Genomic DNA, 25,658 nt, shown 5'->3' on the forward strand with positions numbered 1-25,658 from the left:
TCCCCTTAAATCGCTTCATGTGTAGTACTGCCATGTTCATTCACATGTAAATTACCCGCAGTATCAACATCTAACTCTTCTCGACGAATGGTGTCTTGTGCTTCCACTATATCCCTTTCTACGACTTTCTTGACTCGGACTTCTTCACGCACAAAGGCTTCTTTACGTATATCAGGCGTTTCTTCGTACACTTCTATGCGTGCAACTTCACCTTCTTGAAACTTAAGTTCATTGGTATCTACAACGTTTCCTGCTTCTGTTGGCACAACTCGCTCAATTACAACTCGTTCTTTTTGAATAGGTACTGTAACACTTGCAGTATCTGTTTCAATGTGTTTACCAACCGTTACTTCCCCGGTTTTGATGCGCTGTTTATTTGCAATCAACCGTTCTTCATAGAGTTTGAAAGTTTGATGAGATTGCTCATTCAGTCCGTATAAAGCTGGTTCTGTCTGGTAATTATATGTATTGCGATCGTAAGTTACACCGCTAGTTGGAGAACGAAATCCACTACGTACTTTTTCTTCGTAATCGTGATCAAAGATTGTATCTTCTTTGTACTCAACTAAACCTTCTACTTGTTGTCTGCTTAACCCATCAACATAGACACGTTTGGCAGGATAATCAATCCGGGAAAGACCAATTGGTAATAAGATTTTTTTACCAGAAAAATCTCCGCTTGTGTCAATAACTAAATATCGAAAACGACCATCATCATCAACTAAAACATCAGCTACTGAGCCAACTCTGTCTCCTCCCTCAGTATAAAGAATCAGTGATTTAACGTCGTCTCCACCAAAAGTTTCTCGATAGTTTGGATCAAAATGTTCAAGTTTATGAAGAGGCATACTATGTTGTTTCCAGGTTGTTTATAACATTTAGTGTAAAAAATATTGTGCTGAGTCTCATCCTGCTGGCGACTGAATTCAGTTGAGATATTTTATGAGTGAAACACTCAGTTTTAACACTCAGCGTAATCAATAGGAGTATAACTAAAGTCATAAGAACTTTTAGCCGATGCTGGTTTGAAAAAGAATTCAGAAGTCAGAATGGGCTACGCCCCACTTTGCTAACAAGAACCAGAATCAAGACCCTCATAAGAGTTGCTATACATCGTAGAGAAGGCTTTACGCTGTGCTATTATCCGCTTTTTCAGTTAGAATTCAGAATCAATTCTGTTTCGATAAAAAATTTTCCAAGTCACACAACTTGAAAACTAAAGCTAAGACTTGCCCAATTATTCACATCCCAGATATATGAGTCGGTTGTTGTGCTGTTCATCTCAGTTTTGAGGGCGCTGGCGTTATGCAAGTCTTGCAGCAAGGCTTGTGCAACGTCTAAGGGATTCAACAATGGGCCAATCGTTCGTTGTTCGACTGTGGAATACTTAGCAGTACTCAAGGCGGCTAGAGTTTCCCTAAAGGGGACAGGACTAAAAATAAGTTGTTGTTCGCACTCAGAAGCTGGCCCTGAAATCACCCATTGGGAAGCAGCATTAGTTTGGGGTAGGGTGAGGCTTTCACCAGGGGCGATGACGACTTCTTGGACGATAGGCTTGATGTCGGTAGTATTTGGTTCTTGGGGAGTTTCCCAAGAGTAGAAGGCAACTGCTGTATGATTATTGTTTAATCCCAGTAAGATTAAATATACTGGGCGATCGCTCTGGTTTTCCACTCGATATTGCATTCGACTACCGATAGGCACAATAGGAGTGGGGAGAGACGCGATTAATCGCGTCTGTACTGATTTTTTAATCGAAGTTTCACTTTTGAAGGTTCTGACTGTTTCGCGCTGCATGACGACACGAGGCGATATATTATTAATTATTTCTAAGGTTGCCTTGAGAGCCAAGCGAGAAGAACCTCCATTTTCTGTAAGTCGCCATAACTTGGCTGCTAGTAAGGTTGATAATTTTGGCGCTAACCTTTGCACTGTTAATTTTATTGCTTCTCCTACTTCCCCCGTGGTATTGGGAATTGGCTCGCCCCCAAGAGAAAATAGACCATAACGACTGGGAGTTTCCTGTAGCTTGGCAAATACATAATCAGCTGGTTTTTCTCCTAGGACTACGGTAGATATATGGGAAAATCCCGCAAAGGCACTTGTAGCGTCTACCCGCTCAATTCTTTCTAATCCAGTATCAAAAGCTATTGTTAAATTGATATTTCGGGGTAATACCCGGACTGCTTCTTGGACGAGTTGCCCTATTTGTAGGGGATTTGCACCTTCAATTTTGGAAATTTGCGCTTTTGCTGTTAACCCAGTGCGCGATCGCAATACTAATTGCTGTTTTGTCTGTAGTGTAAATCTAGAATTCACTCCGTAGTATAGCAGCACTTGTGGGGGTAATCCTGCTAACCACAGTTGTACGGTTTTACCATCTTCTTCAATCTCACTCACCGCGCCTTCTGCACCAATGATACCGTCTGGCTGTAGAGACGTTATATCTGGATTTTTCTGACTACTCAATAACGCTGGTTGCTGTTTACTACCTGATTTATATAGAGAGTTTTCCACGTGGTAAAGGGCGACTTGAATTTTGGTGGCTGGCGTGAATTCCCATAAATACTGCGTCAAGGCGTAGGTGAATAACCCAGCACTAAAACCAGAAAAAAGACCTTCTCTTGCTGGCTGCTTTAGTTCTGAGGTAGCTGCTAAAACAATCGGAGTATTGGATAACTTCTGAGTTTTAAGTTGTTTGAGAAAGTCGAGTTCTTCAGTTGCTAGCTGTCCTACCGACTCCTGAAGGGCACGAGTTTTTAATCCTATTACTGTGTTAGGAGCATCATAGCTAGTATCCAATACTGCTGTTACTTTGTCTGTGGAGAGCGATCGCAATAATAGCAGTAGAGTTTCTTCTAATATATGATTGAGTATTTTGTCATCTTGTAAGTCAAGAGCTACATTAGCTGTCACCAGAGCATTTTGGATTGTATCTGGCGATGTTTCCAATTTGACACGAGTGCCATAACCGCTAAAGTGGAAAAAAGTTATATCACCAGGTTTAGCTTGTTTGCCCAGATGATCCGAAAAAGCCGCCTCAATGAATTCCCTGCTGGCTTGTTCCTCAGTTAAGGTTAGAATATCTGATCCTTGAAAACCAAAGCGGTTAATCAAAAGTTCTCTTTGCAGTTCTACATCTGTCAGACAACCACTGAGGTTTGAGATTTTGGAGTATTGGTTAATACCTATTAACAATGCCAACTTGCGCGAGTTGGGTTGTGCCAAAGCCTGATAATAGCGATTTCCTAAAGTCAACCACTCAGCTTCCGTTACTCCCAATACCGCGAGTATTGAGCCAATTTTATGTAAAAACGTGCGGCGTTTCATAATTAGCTATCAGCCCTAAGCCCATTAGCTAGCAGCTTACAGGGCTGAACTCTGTATTGTAAAGTTACAAAAGTTTGGGGAGTGGGGAGATGAGGGAGCAGGGGAAGAATAACTATTAATTATTTACCAATGCCCAATTCCCAATTCCCTAAACAGGTACTTCTATCCGCATTGCCCGCGCTAACTCAGCCGCCACCTCTGGACGAGAAAATTCTGGTGGAGGTAATTCACCACGCCGCAGCATTTCTCGGACTTTTGTCCCTGATAGGTGAATGCGTTCTTCTGGCTTGCTGGGACTGGTTTTAGATGTTGCCATCTGCTTAGTGCGCGTGCAGTAGAAAGCGTGTTCAAATTTCATCGGCACAATGCCCAATTCGCCTGGGGCAAATTCATCAAAGATATATTGTGCATCGTAAGTACCGTAATAGTCACCAACGCCAGCATGATCCCGTCCGACGATAAAGTGAGTACAGCCGTAGTTTTTGCGGACTAAAGCATGGAATATGGCTTCACGAGGCCCGGCATAACGCATTGCAGCTGGATTAATTGCCAAAGTTACCCGGTCTAAGGGGTAGTAATGTTCCAGCAAAATTTCATAGCAGCGCATCCGCACATCGGCGGCAATATCATCTTCTTTTGTCGCCCCGACTAATGGGTGCAAAAATAGACCATCAACAATTTCTAAAGCGCACTTTTGAATATATTCATGGGCGCGGTGGATAGGGTTGCGAGTTTGGAAACCAACGATTGTTTTCCAACCCTTATCTTTAAATAATTGCCGTGAGGCAGCGGGATCGATTTGGTAAGTGGGAAACTGGGGATGAGGTTCGCGCTGCAACAGCCAAATATCACCCGCCAGATGTACAGTACCTTGGTTATAGAGTACCTGCACGCCTGGATGTTTGACATCATCAGTGCGGTAGACATTAATGGCTTCGCGGGTTTTGTCGTAGTTATATTTTTGCGTGAGTTGCAAAACTGCAATAAATTCACCTCTGGAGTTATCCAGACGAATTAAGCCACCTTCTTGCAAGGGGGAAGCTACTTCTTCGCTGACCGATAGTGTAATCGGGATTGACCACACAAGACCATTAGCTAGTCGCATTTCTGTAACAGTGCGATCGTAGTCTTCTTGGTTCATAAAACCCGTGAGTGGACTAAAAGCACCGATCGCAATCATTTCTACATCCGAAACGGCGCGATCGTCTAGTTGCACTCGCGGCAAAAAGTCAGCTTTTGAGAGAAACTCTGCTCTTTGTTCTGGTGTGGCTATACGGTTAACCAACTGTCCACCGTGGGGGGCTATGGCATCTGGATTGTGACTCAACGTAATCCCCTCTTTGTATTAACTGTTATTGTTTCAGATTATGTACTAACTTATCAAAATGCTGGTACTGAGAAAAAAAAGAGTTTAAAGAATGGAGGAAAATTGTTGCAACTAGCCTCTAAGCGATCTGATTAAGTTACGCTAAAGCTAATCCAGCCTTAAGTTTCAGGATAGTTCCTTTATAAGGAAAATGCTTATGACTGCTGTATCTCCCGTTGTTAAACCTGTTAGCCAAATGCGGCTAGCACCTGGTAGTACAGTGTCTATTCAAAATGTAAGCTGGAAGGAATTTGAGTCTATCTTGCAAGAACTGGGGGAAAAGCGATCGCGACGAGTTGCTTACAGCAAGTCTACGTTAGAAATTATGGTTCCTCTACCCGAACACGAAAAATCAAAGGACTTAATTTCGGATATTGTCAAAATCTTGCTGAAGATCGCCGGGAAAAGTTATGAACCCTTCTGTTCAACTACCTTCAAACGGGAAAATATAGCGGGGGTAGAACCAGATGCTTGCTTCTACATCCAAAATTACCAAAGAATGATTGGTCGTCGCAAACTAGAACCAAATGATCCGCCTCCTGATTTGGCAATTGAAACAGATGTAACATCAAAAACAACTCTTGATGCATACGTTGCGATCGCAGTTCCAGAACTATGGATTTACGATAGTAAAAAGTTGAGAATTTATTTACTCAGGGATGGACATTACATCGAATCTGATCACAGTCCTAACTTTCCAAATATCCCTCTCACTCAAATTATTGCCGCTACAATTGAACGAGCTTGGCAAGTAGGAACCGTACAAGCTTTGAAAGAGTTTGAAGGAACATTAGATAAAAGTAGTTTTTGATAGAGAGTCCTTCCTTTCTTACCCATCAACGTTCAATGGCACACAGCAAAGGGCATAATAATGCTCAAAGCCCGTTTGGGTTATATCAAATTCCGAGCAATAACCATATCCGAGATTTACTTAATGATATAAAACCAACCCTTGTTTTTCCAATGTTTACCTTGATTTTCAAAGTATTAGAGAACGGTAAAAATTATCAGAATTTCGCTCTTTTAAAATAATTTGCTGATAGCTCTAGATGGGACATAATATTTTTGATTTATAAATAACCCCCGCTTTAAATATAAAGGTGGGGGTAAAGAATCGTTGTTTAGTTTTCTCAAAAAATGTAAATTCATATTCCGATTCAGGAACGCCGAAAATCGATGTTTTTGAAGATTTTGAGCTTCTGGCTAAAATCGTTGGCTAAAACGCAGTCGCACCATCGATTCCATCGGCGAAGGCATCTAGTCCAGTCCAATTGCCTTTAATCGGTTTTGGATAACCTTCATCGGCTTTGTCGGCAGCAATATCGTAGCGAATAAACTCAGATCCTTTGAATAAATAAACTTTACCATTACCTAGATTCAGGGCGGCATCAATAGACCCAAAACTAACTCCAGGCAAATAATCTGAAGATGAAATGTTATAGCTAGTACTGTCGGCTCGCTCGGCAGCAATATCATAGCGAGTATAATAATGGCCTTTGAAGAAATAAACTTGGCCCTTGCCTAGATTGACGGCAGCATCAATCTCGTTAGTGAAGTCATCCATTCCAGCCCAATTGCCTTTAATCGGTTTTGGATAACCACTATCAATTTGAGCGGTAGGCGCATCGTAGCTAATATACTCAGAGCCTTTGAACACATAAATCTTCTCATTGTCCCAATGGACGGCAGCATCGAACCCGTCAGCGAAGGCATCTAATCCCGGCCAATTGCCTTTAATCGGTTTTGGATAACCCTCATCGGCTCGATCATTAGCAATATCAAACTGGATATACTGGTTCCCTTTGAAAAAATAAGCTTTTTTGAAAGGATTTGGGATAGGGCGATCGCGGGGTTCGAGGAGACTAGAAGGAATGTCTGTGATATTAAAAGTGAGTGCTTCACTCTCATTAGTCGTTTTCACGATATAGAAAAAATTGTCGCAAGCATCATTTTTGTACTTGTTCCCTTTTTTGAACCAATATTTAGTTCCATTTTGATTAGTCCATAATTTCACGGTAGATCCGTTATCACTGAAATCACCAGCTAAATAATCGTACTTGGATGTAACCAGGACTTACGCAACTGTCACAAGCAATGGCGCGGTGTAGCCGCGCCGTGCGCCAAACAACTAGGCAATAAACATGGGAACATTCGGACGTTTTAGTTGCTGAACTAAATAATTTGATAACAATCCATGCTTAATTTGATAGATTGTTTGACCAGTTTTATAAGCTAAATTTTTGAGCCTAAGCCAAACTAAAATAGCGCAGGCAATATGATTTCTTTGAATACGACCCTTACGACATTGGCATGATTCAATACCAGTCAATTGTTTTAATTCTCTATGAAACTCCTCAACCTTCCATCGTACCTTACACACTTTTTGTACAACGTCCGTAGAATCTTGAGATAAATCGTTTGTAGCGATAAAATCCGTTTTGTCGGTGGAGACAATTACCCGGAACAGTTTCACTTTTTTCGCTTGAGGAAACTTTTTTTATTTTAACTATTTTACCTGATTTCAACTCCTCTTCATTCCAAGATAACAATTCAACTTTTTGATAATCTTCTTCACCTGCTGTATCATCAACAAGTCGATTACGTTTTAGAGGACAATAATAATATTTTCCTAATCCATCAATATATAACATCAATTTATTTGTCGCATACCAAGTGTCCATCAAGACAGCTTGAAATGGTAAAACCTTATTATACACAAGGTTTTGCAGCATCTCCATCACATGGTCTATCTTTGTTTTTCTTTTCTCGTTCTGGGTCATAAATGCGATAGTCAACTACCCAAAACTTTCCGAGTTCATGATTTACATATACACAATTTACTAGCCCAATCCCTTGAATTACACCATGCTCATTGCCACTATATTGGCGTTTACTTGGCTCTATTTCAATAGCATATCGTTTATCAATTACTGTGTCATCAAAAACCAAGTAGGCGTTCTCATTTATTTCTATTAAATCTTTCACGTTATCCCAAAGAATCCGAGGTGTTAATTTTTCGTTCTTTAAATAACGGTTGATTTTATCATGACTGATCTGCTCTAAATGCTCTGCCAAATTTGTCAGCGTATAATTAATCTGACTACTTAACAAGTACTGGCAATAGTTAAGTTTAGTAAATCTCATAAAGCTACAGGATTTATTTTATGCCTCCTCAGCTAATCTTCTCATGATTTGATGAATACTTAATACAGCCGATTACTGTTACTAATTTCAGCAATGTTCTCTGAGTACACCACCACCTTCTAGTACATAACTACTATAAAAATGCGATCGCACTGTGCCAGTTGCGTAAGTCCTGGTAACGTAGAGATAGCCACCGTCGTAGTGTATCCATCGGTCTTTATAGGGGCCATCATAAAACTTGAAGGAACATCGATCAGTATCGAAAATCTCCATCGTAAAATAGGCAACATAGGCATCATCAGTAGATAAGCACGGATACTTGCTGTACGATTCTGTACAGGTCGATGTCAAAAAGTGTTTGTATTCGTATTTAACTCCTAAAAGCTCGTGGCCCACAGATAACTTGACATATCTTTTTTGATTTTCCATTTTAATTCTCCATTGAAGTTGAATGTAATTTGCAGACCGAGCATTTCCTTATTGAGGAAAAAACTTTTGTAGCTCGTAGTACGGGTGTGACTTTAGGATTTTTCACAACCGTTATTAGCTAATTTAAGCTTTCGATACTCGTCAACTTATAAAACGATTAAAGATATATTCACTCTTCAAAGCACAAAAGACAAGGACACATAAGACAGATAAGAAACAGTTTTGTAAATATATATGAAGCAGATGTTCTATGGAGTGTCCTAACAATTGAACAATATTTATCTTGGTCAATTCTTACTCATTTAACTTATTCAATAAATGCTTGTTGTAGGGTAAATGAAAAAATAAATGCTTCAACCTTCAGTAAAAACTCTTGAAAGTACAAGCATGAAAAAATTTTGGGAAAATACCCGCGATCTGACTGAATACGGTTTCAATATAATGTTATTGGAAATAAGACTAAAGTTAGAGAGCGGTGGCAGCAGCAACTTAATCTAGTTAAAAAATTCAATTTTATCCGACTCTGCTACTGAATTAGAGTTTTGAGGAGTAGCTCTTTTTCTGGCATTATTATCCAATTTGAACACAAAAATACCCCTCCAAAACTCAGGGCAGCTTTTGCCTATCTGAAGGTCACAGGAGGGGCAGTTTTGACTTCTACCGAAACCTGGGTAAGATTCAACTAAACTGTTCAATTATTCCGCCACCTAAGACTTTTTCCCCGTCGTACCACACCGCCGCTTGCCCGGGGGTGATACTGATTTGGGGTTCATCAAATACCAAACGCACACGGGAGTTTTCCAACGGAATCACCATCGCTGCTGTAGGCGTTGAACGATAGCGAATTTGCACTTCGGCATGAATTGGGGTGGATGGTTCAGCAATAGAAACCCAATTTACCCGATTTACAGTGCATTCTGGCTGAGTTACCTTAGTGCGATCGCCTACTACTACTTTATTATTTTCCGCATCTAATTCAATCACATACAATGGTTCGGCAGCAGCAATCCCCAAGCCTTTGCGCTGGCCAATGGTGTAATGATGCACACCATCATGCTGTCCCAAAATTTTGCCTGTAGTATCGACAATATCGCCTGTTTTAGGAGCTAAATATTTATCCAAAAATGCCCGCATGGAACCGTTACTTTCCACTAAGCACAAGTCTTGACTTTCGGGCTTATCAGCAGTTTTCAGTCCGTATTCAGTTGCAATCCGCCGCGTGTCAGTTTTTTCTAGTTCGCCGAGAGGAAAGATAGTTGCTGCAAGTAAATCTTGAGACAAATCATAGAGGAAGTATGACTGGTCTTTGTTGCGGTCAATAGCCCTTAATAACTGGTAACGTCCAGTTGCTTCGTCATAGCTAATTCGGGCATAATGACCGGTGGCGATGCGATCGCACCCCAATTCTTCACGAGCATACTGCACCATTGGCCCAAACTTCACCGTTTTATTGCATTGAGAGCAAGGCAAAGGTGTGATTCCAGCACTGTAGCCAGTCACCAGGTAATCGACAATATGGGTTTGAAAGAGATCCCGAATATCTACAATTTGATGGGGAACGCCCAGTTGTTCACAGAGATCAGCCGCGTCGATCATACCTTCAGAGCAACATTGACCTTTGCCTTTCATTAGCCAAAGAGTCAAACCAATCACTTCATAGCCCTGATGGTGCAGGATAGCTGCGGCGGTGGAACTGTCAACGCCACCAGAAAGACCAACGACGACTTTTTTCATACAAAGCACGACACGATAGCTGCGTGGTTGTCCAATTGTAGCACACACTCTTCCAAAGCCTTGCTACCAAAGCACTTCGGTTTTAAAGGAAGGAAATCGAGGCGATCGTAGTAAAAGTGAAAGCAGTTTATGCACGCATTGGAAATAGTACCCCAGAGGGTACTATTAAGCATTCAGAAATACTTCTATATTCGGAATACAAACCCTGGTAGAGTCTAGTGCAAAAAGTAAAAAGTAAGCTATTTGATTGGGTGGTGTTGGCGAATCATTGAGTATTGCCCGAATGTCGACGGGGAAGCATCAAGCTAGGCAGAGTTTAGGGAAGATTAGAAGGTAAGAAAGCTTGTAAAGTAAACTTTTAAGCCTTACTAAATTGGATAGTTATTTCCGCCACCTGCCTAGTAGAGGCTGGCGTAAATAAGCCACTCTTATCAAATATCTAAAACCCCTACGCAACAGTAATTACGAATTAAGAATTATGCGTTCGTGTAGCGTCTCATAGAGAAGGGGTATTAGTTTACTTCTGACTTGAAAATTAGATCCGCAACCAGGGTAAAGGCAAAATTAAGCAAAGGAATATTTATGACAGACCAAGTTATTAATTGGAACAATGTATATTTACAAACAATTCGTATGAACGGTGGCGCACCTGGGCCAATCTCCCGTACTGGTGCTATATTACATGCTGCAATATACGATGCTGTCAATTCCATTGATCAAGACTACAAACCGTATTTAGAAATTCTTCCGGTAAAATTAGGAGCTTCTAAAGAAGCAGCAGCAGTTTATGCTGCATTTACTGTATTAAGTAGCGACACCGTTTATCCTAATGCCAATTTTCCCAAGTCCAAAAATAAAAACCAGAGCTTTTTTGATGCAGAACGAGAGAAAGCCATCCATGAAATTAAAAGCAGTGGTGTGTCGCAACAGAGCATTGATGATGGTAAAGAACTTGGAATCGCCGCAGCTAAAGCAATCCTCAAAAATCGAGAAGGGGACGGCTTTGATGACAAGACCGATTACAAATCAGGACATCAGCCTGGTGATTGGCGACCAACTGGTTCTGGCCCTGCAACTACCCCCAATTGGGGCAAAGTAAAACCTTTTTCGCCAACCTTAATTAAGAAGTTTCGTCCGACTAAACCGGCAGGCTTCAGCAGTAAACAGGATCTACTGGCCAGTGTTGAATATGCTGCTCAAGTAAATGAAGTAAAACGGCTTGGTGCTGCTAACTCTACTGAACGGACTCAAGAACAAACCGATATTGCTCTTTTCTGGGCAAATGATCTTGATGGAACATATAAGCCACCTGGACAACTTTATACCATAACCCAGATTGTCTCTAAATTGAGATGTCTGAGCTTTTCCGAAAATGCACGGTTGTTTGCTTTGGTGGGTTTAGGTTTAGGCGATGCGGCAATCTTGGCATGGGATGCGAAGTACGACACCGATTTGGATTTGTGGAGACCAGAAACGGCAATTCAAAGGGCATTTGAAGACAACAACCCTGGAACAACTGCTGATCCCACTTGGAGACCTCTATCACCCAGTGCTGATGGCACTAGATTTTCTCCTTCATTTCCAGCCTATATCTCTGGTCATGCCACTTTCGGAGCAGTCCATGCTGGTATTTTGCGGAACTTCTTTGGCACCGACAATGTTACTTTTACGGCAACATCTGAAGATCCAAGTGCGAGGGGCAATAATGGCATTAGAATCACACGGACATTTAATAGTTTCTCTTCCGCAGCTTTAGAGAATGGGCGCAGTCGTGTTTATCTTGGTGTCCATTTTCAATGGGATGCAGACGCAGCTTATGTGTCTGGCACCAAATTGGCAGACTTTCTGTTTGAAAGCTTACTGACACAATAATTGTAGTTAAGTAGCACAGCGCTAATATTTTCCTCATTCCTAGTCGTATAGGAGTGTATTCATTTGGGCTTTTAACTCAATTTCTGATTGGATAAGGGACTTCCAGCGAAAAAACATCCCATCGTAGGGGCGCACAGCTAGCTGTGTGCCCCTACAAATGTATCTAAAGAGCCTCTAATTAGCCATTCATTAGCAGAGCAGATGAACCAGTTTTGGGGCGGTCAAAAATGAATGCAGATGGCTATCTAAGAATGGTTACAGATGTATTTTTTGCCACGCAGATGAGCTAATTTTACGTTAACGCTATATAGTGGTTGCTACAACGGTGAACTAATTAGTTCCTCATGGAAATTGCTTAAAAATACTTTGACTACTTTCTAAGTACTATGTCGAGAGGAATACCAAGTAAATTTACCCCTTTTCAGATGCTGCGCCGAAGTTCTGAGGGTTGGAAGCCCACTATCCGATTTCTCCCCCTGTTAGTAGGAGGATGGTTAGTGCTGATTCCTGACTATGCCCCAGCACAAGCAGAAATCCACAACAGTATGCTACTGGCTCAACAAGGAGGTGAAGCTTTACCACCACCGCCAATTCCCTTTGGTCAACAGCCATCACCGCAGTTACAACCAGCAGAACTAGTGGAGGATAATCAATCGGATCTAAACTTTCAACCCCCGCAACCATTACAAAATAATCAATCGGATCTGAACTTTCAACCCCCGCAACCATTACAAAATAATCAATCCGGTCAGAACTTTCAGCCCCCCCAACCTACACAGTTTAGTCAATATAACCAGAACTTTGAGCGCTACTTAGTTTACGTAGATAGTAGTGATTTCCAGACGTTACAAGCAATCCGCCAGATTGAACCCAGTGCTTACATTCGCGAGTACCAAGGAAGGAATGTTATTCAGTCAGGTGTTTTTAACAGAGTATCTAACGCCCAACAACGGGTGAATGAGTTACAGTCACGGGGAATATATAGCGCTCGGATTATCAGCTTTGGTAATGGACAGGAAATAGATGTAGGTAATAGAGGCATAGGGGAACGCAGCAATATAAATCCTCCCAAGCAAGCCTCTAGATATTATGTCGTTATTCCGACTACTCAAGAACAGTTATCTGCGATCGCAGAACAAATTAGGCAGAATCTAGCCCGATTTAGTCAAGATTTAGGACGATCTGGCGCAGTCCTCGAAAGGACGCAACCACGAGGGCCACACGTAGCAGTAGGGCCTTTCGCCGATCGATTCCAAGCTGAGGAATGGAATAAGTATCTGCGAAATATAGGATACCGAAATGCCAGGGTTTTCTACGGTAAATGAAGAAGTTTGGAGTCCATCCAATACTTTTCGGGTTTTGGGGAAAAGGGGAAAGGGAAAGGGTTTGAATTTCCCTTTCCCCATTGCCTTTTAACCTTTCCCCAGACCAAAAGAGAGATTATTGGGTTTATCCGAAAAGTATTGGGAGTCCATCCATTTGAGATTTTGAATTTTGAATTGAAGAACAAATCTAAAATTTAAAATCCAAAATTGATAGACTCTCCACTTCCACAATTCTTAACGCAGGGATTCAATAATTACCGCTATTGTAATTAAACACAAAAGGATAATTCCCACAGGAAGCAAAAACTGTTGTAACAGGTACAGCAGTATAGGTATGATTTGTAAGATACCTAAACCACTGGATAGGACGTAAGCGATCGCAATCCCAAACAGCACTAACAAGAAATATTTCAAAGACTTAGAAGCAAAGCGAAAGAGAAGTGTATCTTGATTGGTGTCCATAATTTTACTCACGAAAGTAGCTGATTTTTAGCAGTGAATATTTTCTTTGATTTCCAATTTCTCATTTAAAAAATCAGAAATGGGAAATCATACCCAGTACGAAGATTAGTTTTACACGTGGATATTTCCCTGATAGGGTAAATTATTCAAAGACTGTTGTTGCCTTTGTGGATTGCTTTGCTTTTCGTAATTAACTAATAGTTGGAACGAAATAAACAAGCCCAACAACAGCAGCAAAAACGAGCCGAAACTAGAAGAATAGTTATTTATTTCTCGCTCAACACCACATTTGAGGCAAACATATCTATTGGGATTACGTGTATCTTGGGCAAAAGGGCACTGATTTTGATTGCAATCATGATGACAATCTCTGTCTAACATCATTGAACCTCCTGTAGGATAAAGACTTACATACTTGGTTGTAAATACGCTCTACAGAATCTAGTTAGTTAATACCCACTGCTGTTTAGTAGACCCCACTTTCATGAGTCATTGATCTAGGACGGTAACAAATAACATCTGTGATTTACTAAGGTTGCAGTAGTAGCGCTGGTAAAATCTATCCTCAACCACCTTATTATTGGCGCTTAACTTAACTTCGCCTGTATTACTTACAAGAGTAATACAGTCCATAATGCTTTTCAGTCGGATAAAGTAAGCTTCCTACCGAGTAGGAAAAAGTATTTTGTAGTATGGTGGGTAGGAAGAAGTAGTAAAAATATCGTTATAATGAATTACAAATGATACATCAAGTTAGCAAATGGGTGTAGAAGAGGCCTTAGAGTTTGTAGATAACTTGGTTTTTCTCCAGACGGGAGAACATCTAGATAAAACTCAAAGGATTATCTTGCGTAATTTGTGGGAGGATGAAAAGCGGACTTACCAGCATATCGCCAAATAGCCGAACTCCACACCTTATTCAATCGGGGAGAAAAAGTTATCCTCATCCAGGGTGAAGGTGGTGTTGGCAAAACAAGATTAGCACGCAAATATTTTAAAAGTCAAAAATTTAATTTTGTCCTAGAACTGTGGATGGCCACAGAAATCCAAAACCTGACTCCTGTAGAGAGTGTAGTTGAAGAATGGCTACGACGATACTTTAACGAAGAACCGGGAGGCGATTTTGGTATCAGCCTAGAACGACTACGGCGCAAACTCCGAGAACAAACTTCTAAAATTGGGGTATTTATCGATAATCTAGAAACTGCTCTCGATAAAAATGGTAAGTTCCTAGAATATCGTCGCCCTTATGTTGAGCTATTGAGAGTATTAGCAGACTCAGATGTGCATTCAGTTACTTTAGTCACAAGTCGTGAGCGTTTACGGGAGTCTAGTCTAGAGGTTTATCTCTACCCACTTGAAGGTTTAGATGATGAAGCATGGCGAGAATTTTTCAGCAGTTGCCACATCAATTGTGATTGTACTATTCTCAGCGAAATGTGCAGTGCTTATGGAGGTAACGCCAAAGCAATGCAAATTCTCCGAGGAGCAATATTGACGGATTTTTCTGGTGATATCCATTCATATTGGCAGGAAAACTCTACAGATTTATTAATAGAAAGAGAATTAAAAGATTTAGTCGCCAGTCAATTTACCCGTCTCCAACAAATTGACTTAGAAGCTTATCGTCTCCTTTGTCGTTTAGGATGCTATCGTTATCAAGATATTCCTTCACTACCTATCGAGGGAGTTTTATGTTTGCTTTGGGATGTACCAGCCCAAAAACGTCGAGGTGTAATTAAAGCTCTACAAGATTTGTCTTTGATAGAAGCGAAAAAAGGACAATACTGGTTACATCCTGTAATTCGTGATGAAGCGATTAGTAGATTAAGATTAATCAGTGAAGAATGGGAATTAGTAAACCGAAAAGCCGCAGAATGTTGGACACAGAGAGTTGTATCTATTACAAATATAAATGATGCTTTAACTGCTTTAGAAGCTTATTATCATTATGTAGAAATTAGTGATTTTGAGAAAGCTGGTGATGTAATCTTACAAGGAAGAGGTAAAAAATGGGGTACAGGTTTACCTTTAGGTTCCTCTTTTTACCAATTGGGACTACTTCAGAAAAATTTCTCTGTAATTCAACGAATAATAGACGATATAAAATCGCCAGAAATATTAATTAGACTTTACAATATACTTGGCTATACATATCGAATAATCGGTTGCATTAGAGAAGCGATAGAATGCTATGAGAAATCAGGAAAAGTCTTAGGCACATTAGATGCCAAACAAACAGAAATTTCTATTTTGTTTAATACAGGGCTTTGCAAACTTGAATTATGGGAAATAGAAGCAGCCGAAGATTGTTTCAATTCTGTTTGTATACTTGCTGAACAAAATAGCAATCTTGATGATTACATGACTTATGCTCAATGCTGTCTAGCTATGATAAAATCACGCTTTGGTAGCAGAGAAGATGCCTTTAATCTTGCTGAAGTTGCCTTTTCTAGCATCTCAACATCAACTAGAGTAACTTTGTGGGGAATAGGGCATAGTTTAGTAACTCTCTGCTTAACTTATAAAAATTTAGGTAATCTGAAAAAATCCTTTGAGTTGTGCCAACGAGCTATATTTCATTCTGAAGAAAACAACTTTACTCAGATTAAGGCTAAAGCTATAAGTTGTCTTGCGGAACTTTTTCGAGAACAGGGAGAATTTGCAAGAGCAATTTTTCATCATTCAGAAGCCATAGAAATTCTTGATAAAATTGGTGCTAAATCAGACTTAGCTGAGGCTTATTATCAGTTGGCATTGACTCATAAGAAAATGGGTGAAATTGATCAAAATAGAGAAAGTTTTGTGCAAGCAATGTCTGCGACGGGCTACGCCTACGCACTCTTTAACGAAATGCAAGCACCAAGGCAAGTTGAGAAGGTTCAAATAGCAATGGAGTGTTTTGAAAAGTAAGCGATCATATTCAGCTTTACTGCTTATTTCTGTTTTCTCATTTAGATATGAAGTCTTTTGAGTGAGAGGTCTGTTGTCTCCATAATAGATACAGAGCGTGTAATCAGTAGAGGTTTTATGTCCCTAACGCTTGAAGACTTGGAAAAAATGCAGCAACAGTATCCTGACTATCGTATGGAACTAGTTAAGGATAATATTATTGTTTCAAGTCCATCAGGATACGAATCAGATGAAGTCGCAGCTGCAATGATTGCCGAGTTACGTAACTGGGTTAGACCGCGAAAACTGGGACGAACAGCAGCTTCTAGCGCTGGTTTCAGATTGCCAAATTCAGATTTACGCGCACCGGATGCTTCATTTGTTTTAGCCGAACGCTTGCGTCGCAGTCCCAAGTCTTTTGCTCAATTGGCTCCCGATTTGACTGTCGAGGTGAAGTCCCCTAGTGATAATTTAGAGGATTTGAGAGCCAAAATTCAAGAATTTCTGAGTTTGGGAACTAAGGTAGGAATTTTACTCAATCCAGATGAGCGGATTGTTGAAGTTTACAACCCTGGACAAGAAGCAATAATACTTCGTGATGGGGATATTTTAACAGTTCCCGATTTGCTACCAGGATGGGAAGTACCAATTGCCGATTTGTGGCCTTTAGAGTTTGACTAGGATAGTGGTAAAAGATCCTACAGATGTAGATGGATAGAACTAAATGTTATGGATTGCTATGTAATCCTTTAACCTTCAGAAGTTTAAAAACTACCGAATAGGGACGTGTTTTGGAATTGAAAAGCTTTCGGTCATTTTCTGCAAGATGATATCGCTCTGGGGTAATTCTTGGTTCTTCAAATTCGTCTACAGAAAAACCTGCTGCCTTGAAGACTTTCCAGTAATCGGAAAGAGGGCGGTGAAACCAGATAAATGGTGTTGTAAAATGATTCCAAGGTTCGTCGTTGTGTTGTGTCCTTTCAAAGTATGAAGAGGCCCAACTATAAGAAACTATCCCATCCTCATTTACAGTTGTTGAGTTTCCTTGGGGAAAGCAAGGATGTGAGAACACAAGGATTGCAATACCAGTAGGCTTAAGAACACGATTGAATGCTCTTATTGCTCCTTCGAGATCGAGCAAATCCATGAGAACATAATTTGAGACGATCATATCAAATTGCTCATCTGGAAGCGACTTTAGTTCAGTGCATGAATCCAAATGAAAATCTATATCTAGATTATTTTGGCTAGCTCTGAATTTGGCAATTTCTATCATCTGAGCTGAAAAATCTACACCAGTCACACTGGCCCCTTTAAGGCAAAGGTGGCGTGCTAGATATCCTGTACCACAACCAGCATCGAGAACAGACAATCCCGCAACGTTACCAGCGAAACTCCATATTACTGGATCTGAGTTCAAAATTCGATTGCTGTCACCATCATCCCCAACTTGAATATCCCAGTCTTTAGCTCTATGATCCCAAAGTTCAAGTATTTCTTGCTCGTCAAATTTTGCCATGCTTTCTTCAGTCATGTCCTCCTCCTGAAAAGAATTACTTAACAGAACTAAATTATTTTCACATAGATATCTGCTGAACTTTATGCTTCATGGTAGTGTTGTACAGCATTTAACACCTAGGTGAATTGGGAGAGCAAAATTTTGGTTAGTGGCGGTAAAGGATAAAACTATCAAAATTTGGCAACTGCCATAGTGATTTAGTTCCTCATCAACTGAGTAACGGTAGAATATACCTAATTTATAATCTTCATAGCTTCAAAAGCCTAACCATGACGATGCATCCTACACTCCAACGTGCATTTACTAACCGCCGCGTTCTGAAAGTGATTAGCGGCTTGAATAACTTCGACGCTGCTAGCGTTGCTGCTACTGTCAAAGCAGCTGAATTTGGCGGTGCTACTTTTGTTGATATTGCCGCCGATCGCGCTTTGGTACAGTTAGCTAGAACTTTGACAAAATTACCAATTTGTGTATCAGCAGTAGATCCAGAAAAGTTTGTGCAAGCTGTAGCGGCTGGTGCTGATTTAATTGAAATCGGGAATTTCGATTCCTTCTATGCTCAAGGTCGCCGCTTTGAGGCTCCAGAAGTGCTAGCGCTGACTAAGCAAACCCGCGCTCTACTCCCAGAAATCACCTTATCTGTCACCGTTCCTCACATTTTGGAACTAGATCAACAGGTGCAATTAGCAGAAGAACTGGTGAAAGCTGGAGCAGATATTATCCAAACCGAAGGCGGTACTAGCAGTAACCCAGTTCACGCTGGAACTTTAGGATTAATTGAAAAAGCTGCTCCCACCTTGGCAGCAGCTTTTGAGATTTCCCGTGTGGTGTCAGTGCCAGTATTGTGTGCTTCAGGTATTTCTAACGTTACAGCACCATTAGCGATCGCAGCTGGTGCAGCTGGTGTTGGTGTTGGTTCCGCCATAAACCAACTCAATAGCGAAATAGCAATGATTGCTGCTGTACGTGGCTTAGTAGAAGCTTTGGCGACAGCAAGAGTGCTAACTCAGAAGTAAGAAATAGGGAGGGGGCATTGGGCATTGGGAATTGGGCATAGAGAAGAGACAAGGAAGAGGGGGAAGACAAGGGAGAGACTTGTTCAATAATTCCCCCTTGTCCCCTTGCCCCCTGCTCCCCTGCCCCCTTTCCCCCTCTCCTCCACTCCCTTCACCCCAAACAATCCTTCAACGCATAAATAACTTGGTCTTGCTGGTGCTGTGTCAATTCAGGGAACATGGGCAAAGCTATGACTTCATGACAAGCTTGCTCTGCTATTGGTAAGTCCCCAATTTGATAGCCCAGATTTTGATAAACTGGCTGCAAATGTAAAGGGTAGGGGTAATAAATCATTGAACTTACGCCCTGTTCTTGCAATTGATTACGCACCCAATCTCGATATTTGGCACTAGAACCATTTCGCCCTTCACCTGAGATGCGAACAGTGTATTGATTCCATACCCCAATACCCCCAGGTAATTCTTGAGGCGGGATGATTCCCGGAATTTGGCTAAGGAACTGATAGTAATAATTGGCGATATCTCGGCGGCGATCGTTCCAAGTATCTAAATAACGCAGTTTAATTTGCAATATGGCTGCTTGGAGAGCATCCAAGCGGCTATTTACACCGATTTCCTCGTGTAAATATCTAACTTTACTACCATGCTCCCGGAGTATTCGCAGTTTAGTAGCGATCGCAGGATCATTAGTCGTTATTGCCCCGCCATCGCCGCAACCACCAAGATTTTTGGTAGGGTAGAAACTAAAGCAACCAATATGTCCAATACTTCCTACTTTTTCATTGGCCCACATTGCGCCTGTAGACTGAGCGCAATCTTCAATTATTGACAAATTGTGAGATTGAGCGATCGCCATTAGTGATGTCATATCCACAGGTTGTCCAAATAGGTGAACCGGGATAATCGCTTTAGTTTTAGGTGTAATCGCTGCTGCTACTTGCTCCACATCCAAATTAAAGGTAGTAGCGTCAATGTCAACGAAAACAGGTTTTGCACCTACGGCGCTAATTACTTCAGATGTAGCAATAAAGGTGAAAGGCGTTGTAATCACTTCATCGCCTGCACCAATTTCCAAGACTCGTAACGCTAAGTAGAGCGCATCAGTACCAGAATTACAAGCCACACATTGAGTAACAGTATTATAAGCAGCAAAGTGTTGCTCAAAGCTTTCAACTAGGGGGCCGCCAATATAGCGGCCAGAAGCCAGAACCTCTAAAACGGCTGCACTTACTTCTGCTTCGATGGTGGTGTATTGCTGCTTGATATCAAAGGCAGGGATGGGATTTACACTTTGGATCATGAGTTCTCATTTTATCGGGAGATACAAAGGATGCACTTCGAGAGTCAATTTTTGCTGATTGAATTGTTAATCAAAAAGGAGCAACTAAGAGACTATCGCCTAAGATACGCATCTATTAGGGTTTTTACTTAAATTGTGGCGCGGTAGACTACCGCACATTTAATTTACAGATAGTAGACATACTAGGAGTTTGCCATGTTAAGGTTGTACCATTTTTTAATTTTGAATTGATGAAGGTGATATATATCAACCAAGATCCAACACATCGGATCAAAGTTCCAGGTGTGTAAGCTGCTTTGAGAAGAAAATACTAGGAGATATAAAACCCATGCAGGATATGATCAAGCTGGATTTCGTGGATTTAGCTATTGCTGTGGGATTGATGGCGATCGCCATTGGTTTATCTGCCTGGGAAAAATTAGGATTAGAGTTGAACCTAGCCCTTGCTACTGGGAGAACCATCTTACAACTTCTTGTATTGGGATACATTTTAGATTTCTTCTTGGCTTTAGACAATGCTTGGGCAGTTTTGGCGCTATTAGCAATAATGCTGACAATTACGGCGATTGTCGCACGAAATCGCATCAGCCAAAAAATTCCTCATTTGTTGCCTTTGGTGTGGGGTGCAATTTTAATTAGTACCGTCCTGACAGTGTTTTACACTAACTTCTTGATTATTCAACCAGACAGATGGTATGAACCACAGTATATAATTCCCTTAGTAGGAATAGTCTTAGGCAATGCTACCAATGCAGCTGCGATCGCAGGCGATCGTCTTGTCAGCACCATTAATTCCAGCCATCTCGAAATAGAAACCCACTTGAGTTTAGGCGCAACGCCCCAGCAAGCAGTTAGCCAGTATCGCAAAGATGCCATCAGAGCCGGATTGATCCCCACTCTCAATCAAATGATTCTGATCGGGATGGTCGCAATACCAGGAATCACCACCGGACAGTTACTAGCTGGTGTGAAACCTCTCGATGCTGTATCTTACGAAATTTTAATTATCTTTATGGTTGCTTTCGCTAACTTGTTAACAACGATTTTGCTTACTAGGGGGTTGTGTCGTCAGTTTTTCAATTCCGCCGCGCAGTTAGTTAGTTAAACAAGTTTTCAACTACGAGCCTAGGAAGCTGATACCCAAATCAATAATGGGACTAGTGGTCTATCGCATTAATTTTGCTAGGTTTGATTTGAGCGATAAATCGCTCAAATCAAGGACTAAAGTCCTTACTACGAACTTTTATAACCCTTCAGAATTAATGAGACAGACTACTAGCCCTTTCAAGGTGGCTGGTAAAATCTCTTTTTTCTCTCTGCGCTCTCTGCGCCTCTGCGGTTTAACAATGATTTTTCGGCGTTGCTTGCGGTGTCCAAGCACTTGTAATATCTACTAAAAAACTTTTAATTTTAATCCCATCGGACTAATTTACAGAAGAATATCTAATCTGATAGAAATTACATATTCCTCCGATCGCATGAGTACAGAATTCTGTAATCTTGGCACACTGGTATCGTAGAAGTTAAAAATTTAATAACTTCTAGAAGTGTCGGAGGTAAATATGAAAAGAATTTTTTTGACGGCAGCAGCCTTACTCAGCACGCTATCTTTAGCTGCGCCTATTCCCGTCAAAGCAGAAAACTCCGCCCCTGTCCGGCGCTTGCTGGAAACTAGAGAATGTTTGGGATGTAATTTAGCAGGAGCAAACCTCAAAGGCGCTCATTTGATAGGTGTTGACTTGAGAAATGCAAATTTAAAAGGAGCTAATCTCGAAGGTGCTAATTTAGAAGGTGCTGATTTAACTGGTGCCAATTTGAAGTCTGCTAATCTCACAGAAGCATTCGTCAGCGATACCATCTTAAATAATGCCAATCTCACCAACGTTAATTTGAGTAATTCCCGTTTATATAATACTGACGTAAATGGCGCTGTTTTAGCTAATATTGATTTAAGCGGTGCAGACGTATTCAATACTGCCATCAGCGTTGGTGGTGAATACTAATGATCAGCCATGATTTCAAAGTTAGGAGTTAAGAGTTAAATTCAACTCCTAACTCTGCACTTACTAAATTTTATTCACCGGTAATTGACAGTTCATTAACCCAGATTTTCGGGCAAACTCCCCCTGGTGTTAACTCTGCCTCTTTTTCTACATAAATAATTGACTTTAAGAGTTCCAAGAAATCGCCAGCAACTGTTGCTGACTCAATACTTGTCCTAACACCCTTATTAACTAGCCAACCATCAAATGGTAGAGAAAAGGAACCTTGCAAAGATTTAACTCCTGCATGGAGAGCTTGTAAATCATCAATCAAAATAACATTTTCAGCAGTGTCTAAACTTAGCTCTTCTTCAGGAGTTGCTGTTGTAAAAACATGATAAAAATTGGGGCTAACGCTGACTTTTGCACCAATACTGGCATTACCTGTTGGCTGGGTATTCAACCTTTTAGCCGTGCCTGCACTGTGGAGAAAGCTTGTTAAAACGCCATTTTCAATTAGCGAAATCTGCCGAGTCGGAGTTCCTTCACCATCAAAAGTTTCTGCTCCTACGTTAGCTGGGTGCAATGCATCGTCAAAAACTGAAAGTAGAGGAGAAGCAATTTGCTTACCTAAATCATCAGGAGTAGATAAGCTTTGATTATCCAAAATGCTTTGAGCGTTGAACAAGTTAGAAAAAGCACCCAACAGACTTAAGAAAGCTTCTGCTGAGAAAACAACTCGATATTTACCAGTCTTGATTTTTTCATAGTTCAAGTGGCTGATAGTTTTATCGGCAGTTTCTTGTATGCAACCATTGATGTCTAGATTATCTAAACTTTGGTTGATTCTAAAAGCACCTGCACTGCGAGGTTTTTTTCCTTCTTCTTCAGTTTTGCTATAAAGATAAACTGATGCTAAAGAATGAGATTCAGTTCTGACTGCGCCATCGCTATTTAGATAAAATCTGTCAATATCTCTTTGTGATAAACCGTTATAAGGCACACCTTTAATTGCTGGATGAGCTGCTAGTAATTCTTTTTCAGCTACCAACAATCTTTCTATGAGTGCAGCAACGGGTGCTTGGGGTGTCTTATCTTGGGCTTTATTTGGAATAGGAACAGTAGCTTCGGGGCTAAAATCAGGAACATTTTCTTTAACACCAAAGAAACTAGCTTCATAAGCAGTTTTCAAAGCTAATTCCAGTCCCTTGGAATCTACATCTGTGGTGCTGGTGACACCCATTGTATTCTCTTCATTCCAGACACGAACAGTAACACCAGAGCGATTTGAAGCTTTAACTTGTTTTGGCTCACCTTGGTCTACTTGCACGCTGGTATCATCTACTGTTGACCCATAAATGTCAAATTTTTTAATACCAAGCTTTTCGGCATTGTCCTTGGCAGAGTTTGCAATCTCATTGATATTTGGCATAGTCAATTTTGAATTTTAGATTTTAGATTTTGGATTGGCAGCGATGCTATTTTTAAGATTAGATTTTGGATGTTATTGCTTATATTTCTCTCGAATAATTCTGACTGAAGTAACAGTCAAACAGTTTGTTCTTTTAGATTTTAGATTGAACCTACGGAATTATCCGAGAGCTTGAGCATTTTGGATTTTGAATATTACAATCCAAAATCCAAAATCGTTCGACTGAGCAAAGTCGAAGTCCAAAATCTAAAATTCTTATCGTCCACCGACGGTAATAGAATCAACCTTGATGTGGGGTTGTCCGACTGTGGTGTAAATGCTGCCACTGACAGAGCCACAAAAACCTGGTGCAATTTCCAAATCTTGGGAACACATAGAAATTTTATTCATAATTTCCTTGGCTTCACCAATTAAAATTGCTCCCTTTAGCGGTTTAGTGATTTTGCCATTTTCAATCAAATAAGCTTCATCAACACTAAAGTTAAATTGACCTGTAGCACCAACACTGCCACCACCCATCTTCTTACAGTAAATACCTTTATCAACCGAGGCAAATAAATCATCAGTGCTATATTCGCCAGAATCAATATAAGTATTACGCATCCGGCTAGCAGCAGCAAAGGTATAATTTTGGCGGCGGCCACTTCCAGTTCTGGGGTGTCCGGTGCGTGCAGAACCTGTTCTATCTGCTAAGAAGTTTTTGAGAACGCCTTTTTCAATTAATAAGGTTCTTTGAGCAGGCATACCTTCGTCATCCATGTCAATTGTCCCGAAGGCATTTTCAGAGCGCCCTTCGTCCCAGGCTGTCAAACTTTCGTGGGCAATTTTTTCGCCTTTTTTGTCAGCAAAGGGAGTGGTATTGCGTTCAATTTGAGTGGTTTCGAGTAAGTGTCCGCAGGCTTCGTGGAAGATTACGCCGCCAAAGTGATTGGCCATAATAATCGGGTAAGTACCAGATTCGACGTAATCGGCGTAGAGCATTTTGCCGGCAGATTCTGCTATTTTTTCGGCGGCTTGTTGAGAATCCCAAGTTCTCAAGAAATTGGCATCGCTAGTATTACCCGCGCGATCGCCAATTGAGGTACGATTAGCACCATCAGCACACAATAGGTTGAATCCTACCGACTGGGTGAGGCGAATATCACGTGCAAAAGTTCCGTCACTGGCGGCGATTAAAACTTCTTGCCAATCCCGAAAATAGGTAGCACGGCGTGATTGAACGTGGCTAGCTTTTTGCTTCAGGTGAGCAGTTCCATCAAGGAGGACTTCTCCCATTTCGCGGATAGAGCTACACACTGGTAGCCATGCATCTTTACCTCTTTTGGTGGCGTAATCTCTCAGTAGTTCCAGGTTAATTTCGGGGATGAAAGCTTTAGGAGCAGGTAATTGCAATCCCAGGATAGACAGACCTTTTTCTAAAGCTGCTTTCAAACCAGAAAACGAAAGGTCATTAGTGCTGACGTAGCAATCGGCTTTGCCACGAAATACTCTGACTCCCGCACCTGTAGACAGACTTGGTGAAATACTAGTGATGGAATCCTCTTCTGCAAGACAACTAATATAGTTGCGACGTTCTAAAAATAATTCGATGAAGTCAGCGCCTGCGGCGCGTCCTAATCCCAGGAGGGTAGCCAGGGGGGCTTCCCAGGTTTCATCGAAACGCTCTGGTGTAGAGGAATATTGTAAGGTGGGAAGTTGATTCGAGAGAAGTAGCGTACTTGTAAGCATGGGTAGCCTCGTCTGCTGGCGTAATTCAGAGATTTGACTGAAAAATCCTGGTGTGTTCACTCTAGCAAATTTACTCAACTAGCATCTTGACCAATTCTTTGAAAAGTAGTGTGGATTTCCCTAACTC

General features: G+C 41.0%; 21 protein-coding genes and 1 pseudogene. 9 read left to right on the plus strand and 13 right to left on the minus strand.

Features of this window, described 5'->3' with window-relative positions:
* Positions 1-5: 5 nt before the first annotated feature.
* The 3 genes from FD724_RS15890 to sat form a co-directional block, all read right to left on the minus strand.
* A complete protein-coding gene (locus FD724_RS15890; protein ID WP_179073288.1) occupies positions 6-848 on the minus strand; it encodes a DUF2382 domain-containing protein in 843 nt (280 codons plus the stop codon).
* A 352-nt stretch (positions 849-1,200) separates the two neighbouring features.
* Complete coding sequence (locus FD724_RS15895) at positions 1,201-3,330, minus strand: caspase family protein (RefSeq protein ID WP_179073289.1); 2,130 nt, start codon at positions 3,328-3,330, stop codon at positions 1,201-1,203.
* Positions 3,331-3,478: 148 nt separating this feature from the next.
* Positions 3,479-4,657, minus strand: a complete 1,179-nt coding sequence (gene sat, locus FD724_RS15900) for a sulfate adenylyltransferase (RefSeq protein WP_114080470.1) — start codon at positions 4,655-4,657, stop codon at positions 3,479-3,481.
* A gap of 196 nt (positions 4,658-4,853) precedes the next feature.
* Here sat and FD724_RS15905 point away from each other — a divergent pair, with 196 nt between their 5' ends.
* Positions 4,854-5,507, plus strand: a complete 654-nt coding sequence (locus FD724_RS15905) for a Uma2 family endonuclease (RefSeq protein ID WP_179073290.1) — start codon at positions 4,854-4,856, stop codon at positions 5,505-5,507.
* A gap of 405 nt (positions 5,508-5,912) precedes the next feature.
* Here the strand turns inward: FD724_RS15905 and FD724_RS15910 are convergent, their stop codons facing one another.
* From FD724_RS15910 to mnmA, 4 genes and pseudogenes are all read right to left on the minus strand, one after another.
* On the minus strand, positions 5,913-6,617 hold the full coding sequence (locus FD724_RS15910) for a hemopexin repeat-containing protein (protein WP_179073291.1): 705 nt from the start codon (positions 6,615-6,617) through the stop codon (positions 5,913-5,915).
* Between the two features lie 207 nt (positions 6,618-6,824).
* Positions 6,825-7,840: pseudogene (locus FD724_RS15915) on the minus strand (transposase).
* An 87-nt stretch (positions 7,841-7,927) separates the two neighbouring features.
* A complete protein-coding gene (locus tag FD724_RS15920) occupies positions 7,928-8,269 on the minus strand; it encodes a hypothetical protein (RefSeq protein ID WP_179073292.1) in 342 nt (113 codons plus the stop codon).
* 678 nt (positions 8,270-8,947) lie between these two features.
* A complete protein-coding gene (gene mnmA, locus FD724_RS15925) occupies positions 8,948-10,003 on the minus strand; it encodes a tRNA 2-thiouridine(34) synthase MnmA (RefSeq protein ID WP_179073293.1) in 1,056 nt (351 codons plus the stop codon).
* A 582-nt stretch (positions 10,004-10,585) separates the two neighbouring features.
* Here mnmA and FD724_RS15930 point away from each other — a divergent pair.
* Together FD724_RS15930 and FD724_RS15935 are read left to right on the plus strand one after the other, a co-directional pair.
* Complete coding sequence (locus FD724_RS15930) at positions 10,586-11,875, plus strand: vanadium-dependent haloperoxidase (RefSeq protein WP_179073294.1); 1,290 nt, start codon at positions 10,586-10,588, stop codon at positions 11,873-11,875.
* A gap of 425 nt (positions 11,876-12,300) precedes the next feature.
* Positions 12,301-13,200 carry a hypothetical protein gene (locus tag FD724_RS15935; RefSeq protein WP_179073295.1) on the plus strand — a complete coding sequence of 300 codons (900 nt, stop codon included), beginning with the start codon at positions 12,301-12,303 and terminating at the stop codon, positions 13,198-13,200.
* A 234-nt stretch (positions 13,201-13,434) separates the two neighbouring features.
* On the opposite strand, the gene FD724_RS15940 is transcribed toward FD724_RS15935, so the two are convergent.
* A complete protein-coding gene (locus FD724_RS15940) occupies positions 13,435-13,662 on the minus strand; it encodes a hypothetical protein (protein ID WP_163933087.1) in 228 nt (75 codons plus the stop codon).
* Positions 13,663-13,773: 111 nt separating this feature from the next.
* Positions 13,774-14,046, minus strand: a complete 273-nt coding sequence (locus tag FD724_RS15945; protein WP_179073296.1) for a hypothetical protein — start codon at positions 14,044-14,046, stop codon at positions 13,774-13,776.
* A 376-nt stretch (positions 14,047-14,422) separates the two neighbouring features.
* Between FD724_RS15945 and FD724_RS40935 the strand changes: the two genes are divergently transcribed.
* The 3 genes from FD724_RS40935 to FD724_RS15955 all read left to right on the plus strand — a co-directional run bounded on the left by FD724_RS40935 (position 14,423) and on the right by FD724_RS15955 (position 17,235).
* Positions 14,423-14,563, plus strand: coding sequence for a hypothetical protein (locus FD724_RS40935; protein WP_256874574.1), 141 nt, complete (start codon positions 14,423-14,425; stop codon positions 14,561-14,563).
* A 131-nt stretch (positions 14,564-14,694) separates the two neighbouring features.
* Positions 14,695-16,575, plus strand: coding sequence for a tetratricopeptide repeat protein (locus FD724_RS15950; RefSeq protein WP_256874575.1), 1,881 nt, complete (start codon positions 14,695-14,697; stop codon positions 16,573-16,575).
* Positions 16,576-16,692: 117 nt separating this feature from the next.
* Complete coding sequence (locus tag FD724_RS15955) at positions 16,693-17,235, plus strand: Uma2 family endonuclease (RefSeq protein ID WP_179073297.1); 543 nt, start codon at positions 16,693-16,695, stop codon at positions 17,233-17,235.
* A 46-nt stretch (positions 17,236-17,281) separates the two neighbouring features.
* Here the strand turns inward: FD724_RS15955 and FD724_RS15960 are convergent, their stop codons facing one another.
* Positions 17,282-18,088: a class I SAM-dependent methyltransferase gene (locus FD724_RS15960; protein WP_179073298.1), complete on the minus strand. Its 807-nt coding sequence runs from the start codon at positions 18,086-18,088 to the stop codon at positions 17,282-17,284.
* A gap of 254 nt (positions 18,089-18,342) precedes the next feature.
* On the opposite strand from FD724_RS15960, the gene FD724_RS15965 reads away from it, so the two are divergent.
* The gene (locus FD724_RS15965; RefSeq protein WP_179073299.1) at positions 18,343-19,089 is read left to right on the plus strand and encodes a DUF561 domain-containing protein; all 747 of its coding nucleotides are present in this window, start codon (positions 18,343-18,345) and stop codon (positions 19,087-19,089) included.
* 151 nt (positions 19,090-19,240) lie between these two features.
* Here the strand turns inward: FD724_RS15965 and FD724_RS15970 are convergent, their stop codons facing one another.
* Positions 19,241-20,389 (minus strand): DegT/DnrJ/EryC1/StrS aminotransferase family protein, encoded by a 1,149-nt coding sequence (locus FD724_RS15970; RefSeq protein WP_179073300.1) that lies wholly within the window; start codon positions 20,387-20,389, stop codon positions 19,241-19,243.
* Positions 20,390-20,717: 328 nt separating this feature from the next.
* Here FD724_RS15970 and fetB point away from each other — a divergent pair, with 328 nt between their 5' ends.
* Both fetB and FD724_RS15980 read left to right on the plus strand, forming a co-directional pair.
* Positions 20,718-21,494, plus strand: coding sequence for an iron export ABC transporter permease subunit FetB (gene fetB, locus FD724_RS15975; RefSeq protein ID WP_179073301.1), 777 nt, complete (start codon positions 20,718-20,720; stop codon positions 21,492-21,494).
* 457 nt (positions 21,495-21,951) lie between these two features.
* Positions 21,952-22,392 carry a pentapeptide repeat-containing protein gene (locus tag FD724_RS15980; protein ID WP_179073302.1) on the plus strand — a complete coding sequence of 147 codons (441 nt, stop codon included), beginning with the start codon at positions 21,952-21,954 and terminating at the stop codon, positions 22,390-22,392.
* Between the two features lie 70 nt (positions 22,393-22,462).
* Here FD724_RS15980 and FD724_RS15985 read toward each other — a convergent pair whose 3' ends face one another.
* Positions 22,463-23,803, minus strand: a complete 1,341-nt coding sequence (locus FD724_RS15985) for a TldD/PmbA family protein (RefSeq protein ID WP_179073303.1) — start codon at positions 23,801-23,803, stop codon at positions 22,463-22,465.
* A 255-nt stretch (positions 23,804-24,058) separates the two neighbouring features.
* Positions 24,059-25,531 (minus strand): TldD/PmbA family protein, encoded by a 1,473-nt coding sequence (locus FD724_RS15990; protein ID WP_163936289.1) that lies wholly within the window; start codon positions 25,529-25,531, stop codon positions 24,059-24,061.
* Positions 25,532-25,658 lie beyond the last annotated feature (127 nt).

The sequence above is a fragment of the Nostoc sp. C057 genome, from assembly GCF_013393925.1.
Classification (GTDB): domain Bacteria; phylum Cyanobacteriota; class Cyanobacteriia; order Cyanobacteriales; family Nostocaceae; genus Nostoc; species Nostoc muscorum_A.

Excerpts from the sequence above, each read along its gene's own strand:
- FD724_RS15890 (WP_179073288.1), bottom strand. The coding sequence starts at position 848 with ATGCCTCTTCATAAACTTGAACATTTTGATCCAAACTATCGAGAAACT.
- FD724_RS15895 (WP_179073289.1), bottom strand. The coding sequence starts at position 3,330 with ATGAAACGCCGCACGTTTTTACATAAAATTGGCTCAATACTCGCGGTA.
- FD724_RS15905 (WP_179073290.1), top strand. The coding sequence starts at position 4,854 with ATGACTGCTGTATCTCCCGTTGTTAAACCTGTTAGCCAAATGCGGCTA.
- FD724_RS15920 (WP_179073292.1), bottom strand. The coding sequence starts at position 8,269 with ATGGAAAATCAAAAAAGATATGTCAAGTTATCTGTGGGCCACGAGCTT.
- mnmA (WP_179073293.1), bottom strand. The coding sequence starts at position 10,003 with ATGAAAAAAGTCGTCGTTGGTCTTTCTGGTGGCGTTGACAGTTCCACC.
- FD724_RS15930 (WP_179073294.1), top strand. The coding sequence starts at position 10,586 with ATGACAGACCAAGTTATTAATTGGAACAATGTATATTTACAAACAATT.
- FD724_RS15935 (WP_179073295.1), top strand. The coding sequence starts at position 12,301 with ATGCTGCGCCGAAGTTCTGAGGGTTGGAAGCCCACTATCCGATTTCTC.
- FD724_RS15940 (WP_163933087.1), bottom strand. The coding sequence starts at position 13,662 with ATGGACACCAATCAAGATACACTTCTCTTTCGCTTTGCTTCTAAGTCT.
- FD724_RS15945 (WP_179073296.1), bottom strand. The coding sequence starts at position 14,046 with ATGATGTTAGACAGAGATTGTCATCATGATTGCAATCAAAATCAGTGC.
- FD724_RS40935 (WP_256874574.1), top strand. The coding sequence starts at position 14,423 with ATGGGTGTAGAAGAGGCCTTAGAGTTTGTAGATAACTTGGTTTTTCTC.
- FD724_RS15950 (WP_256874575.1), top strand. The coding sequence starts at position 14,695 with ATGGCCACAGAAATCCAAAACCTGACTCCTGTAGAGAGTGTAGTTGAA.
- FD724_RS15955 (WP_179073297.1), top strand. The coding sequence starts at position 16,693 with ATGTCCCTAACGCTTGAAGACTTGGAAAAAATGCAGCAACAGTATCCT.
- FD724_RS15960 (WP_179073298.1), bottom strand. The coding sequence starts at position 18,088 with ATGACTGAAGAAAGCATGGCAAAATTTGACGAGCAAGAAATACTTGAA.
- FD724_RS15965 (WP_179073299.1), top strand. The coding sequence starts at position 18,343 with ATGACGATGCATCCTACACTCCAACGTGCATTTACTAACCGCCGCGTT.
- FD724_RS15970 (WP_179073300.1), bottom strand. The coding sequence starts at position 20,389 with ATGATCCAAAGTGTAAATCCCATCCCTGCCTTTGATATCAAGCAGCAA.
- fetB (WP_179073301.1), top strand. The coding sequence starts at position 20,718 with ATGCAGGATATGATCAAGCTGGATTTCGTGGATTTAGCTATTGCTGTG.
- FD724_RS15980 (WP_179073302.1), top strand. The coding sequence starts at position 21,952 with ATGAAAAGAATTTTTTTGACGGCAGCAGCCTTACTCAGCACGCTATCT.
- FD724_RS15985 (WP_179073303.1), bottom strand. The coding sequence starts at position 23,803 with ATGCCAAATATCAATGAGATTGCAAACTCTGCCAAGGACAATGCCGAA.
- FD724_RS15990 (WP_163936289.1), bottom strand. The coding sequence starts at position 25,531 with ATGCTTACAAGTACGCTACTTCTCTCGAATCAACTTCCCACCTTACAA.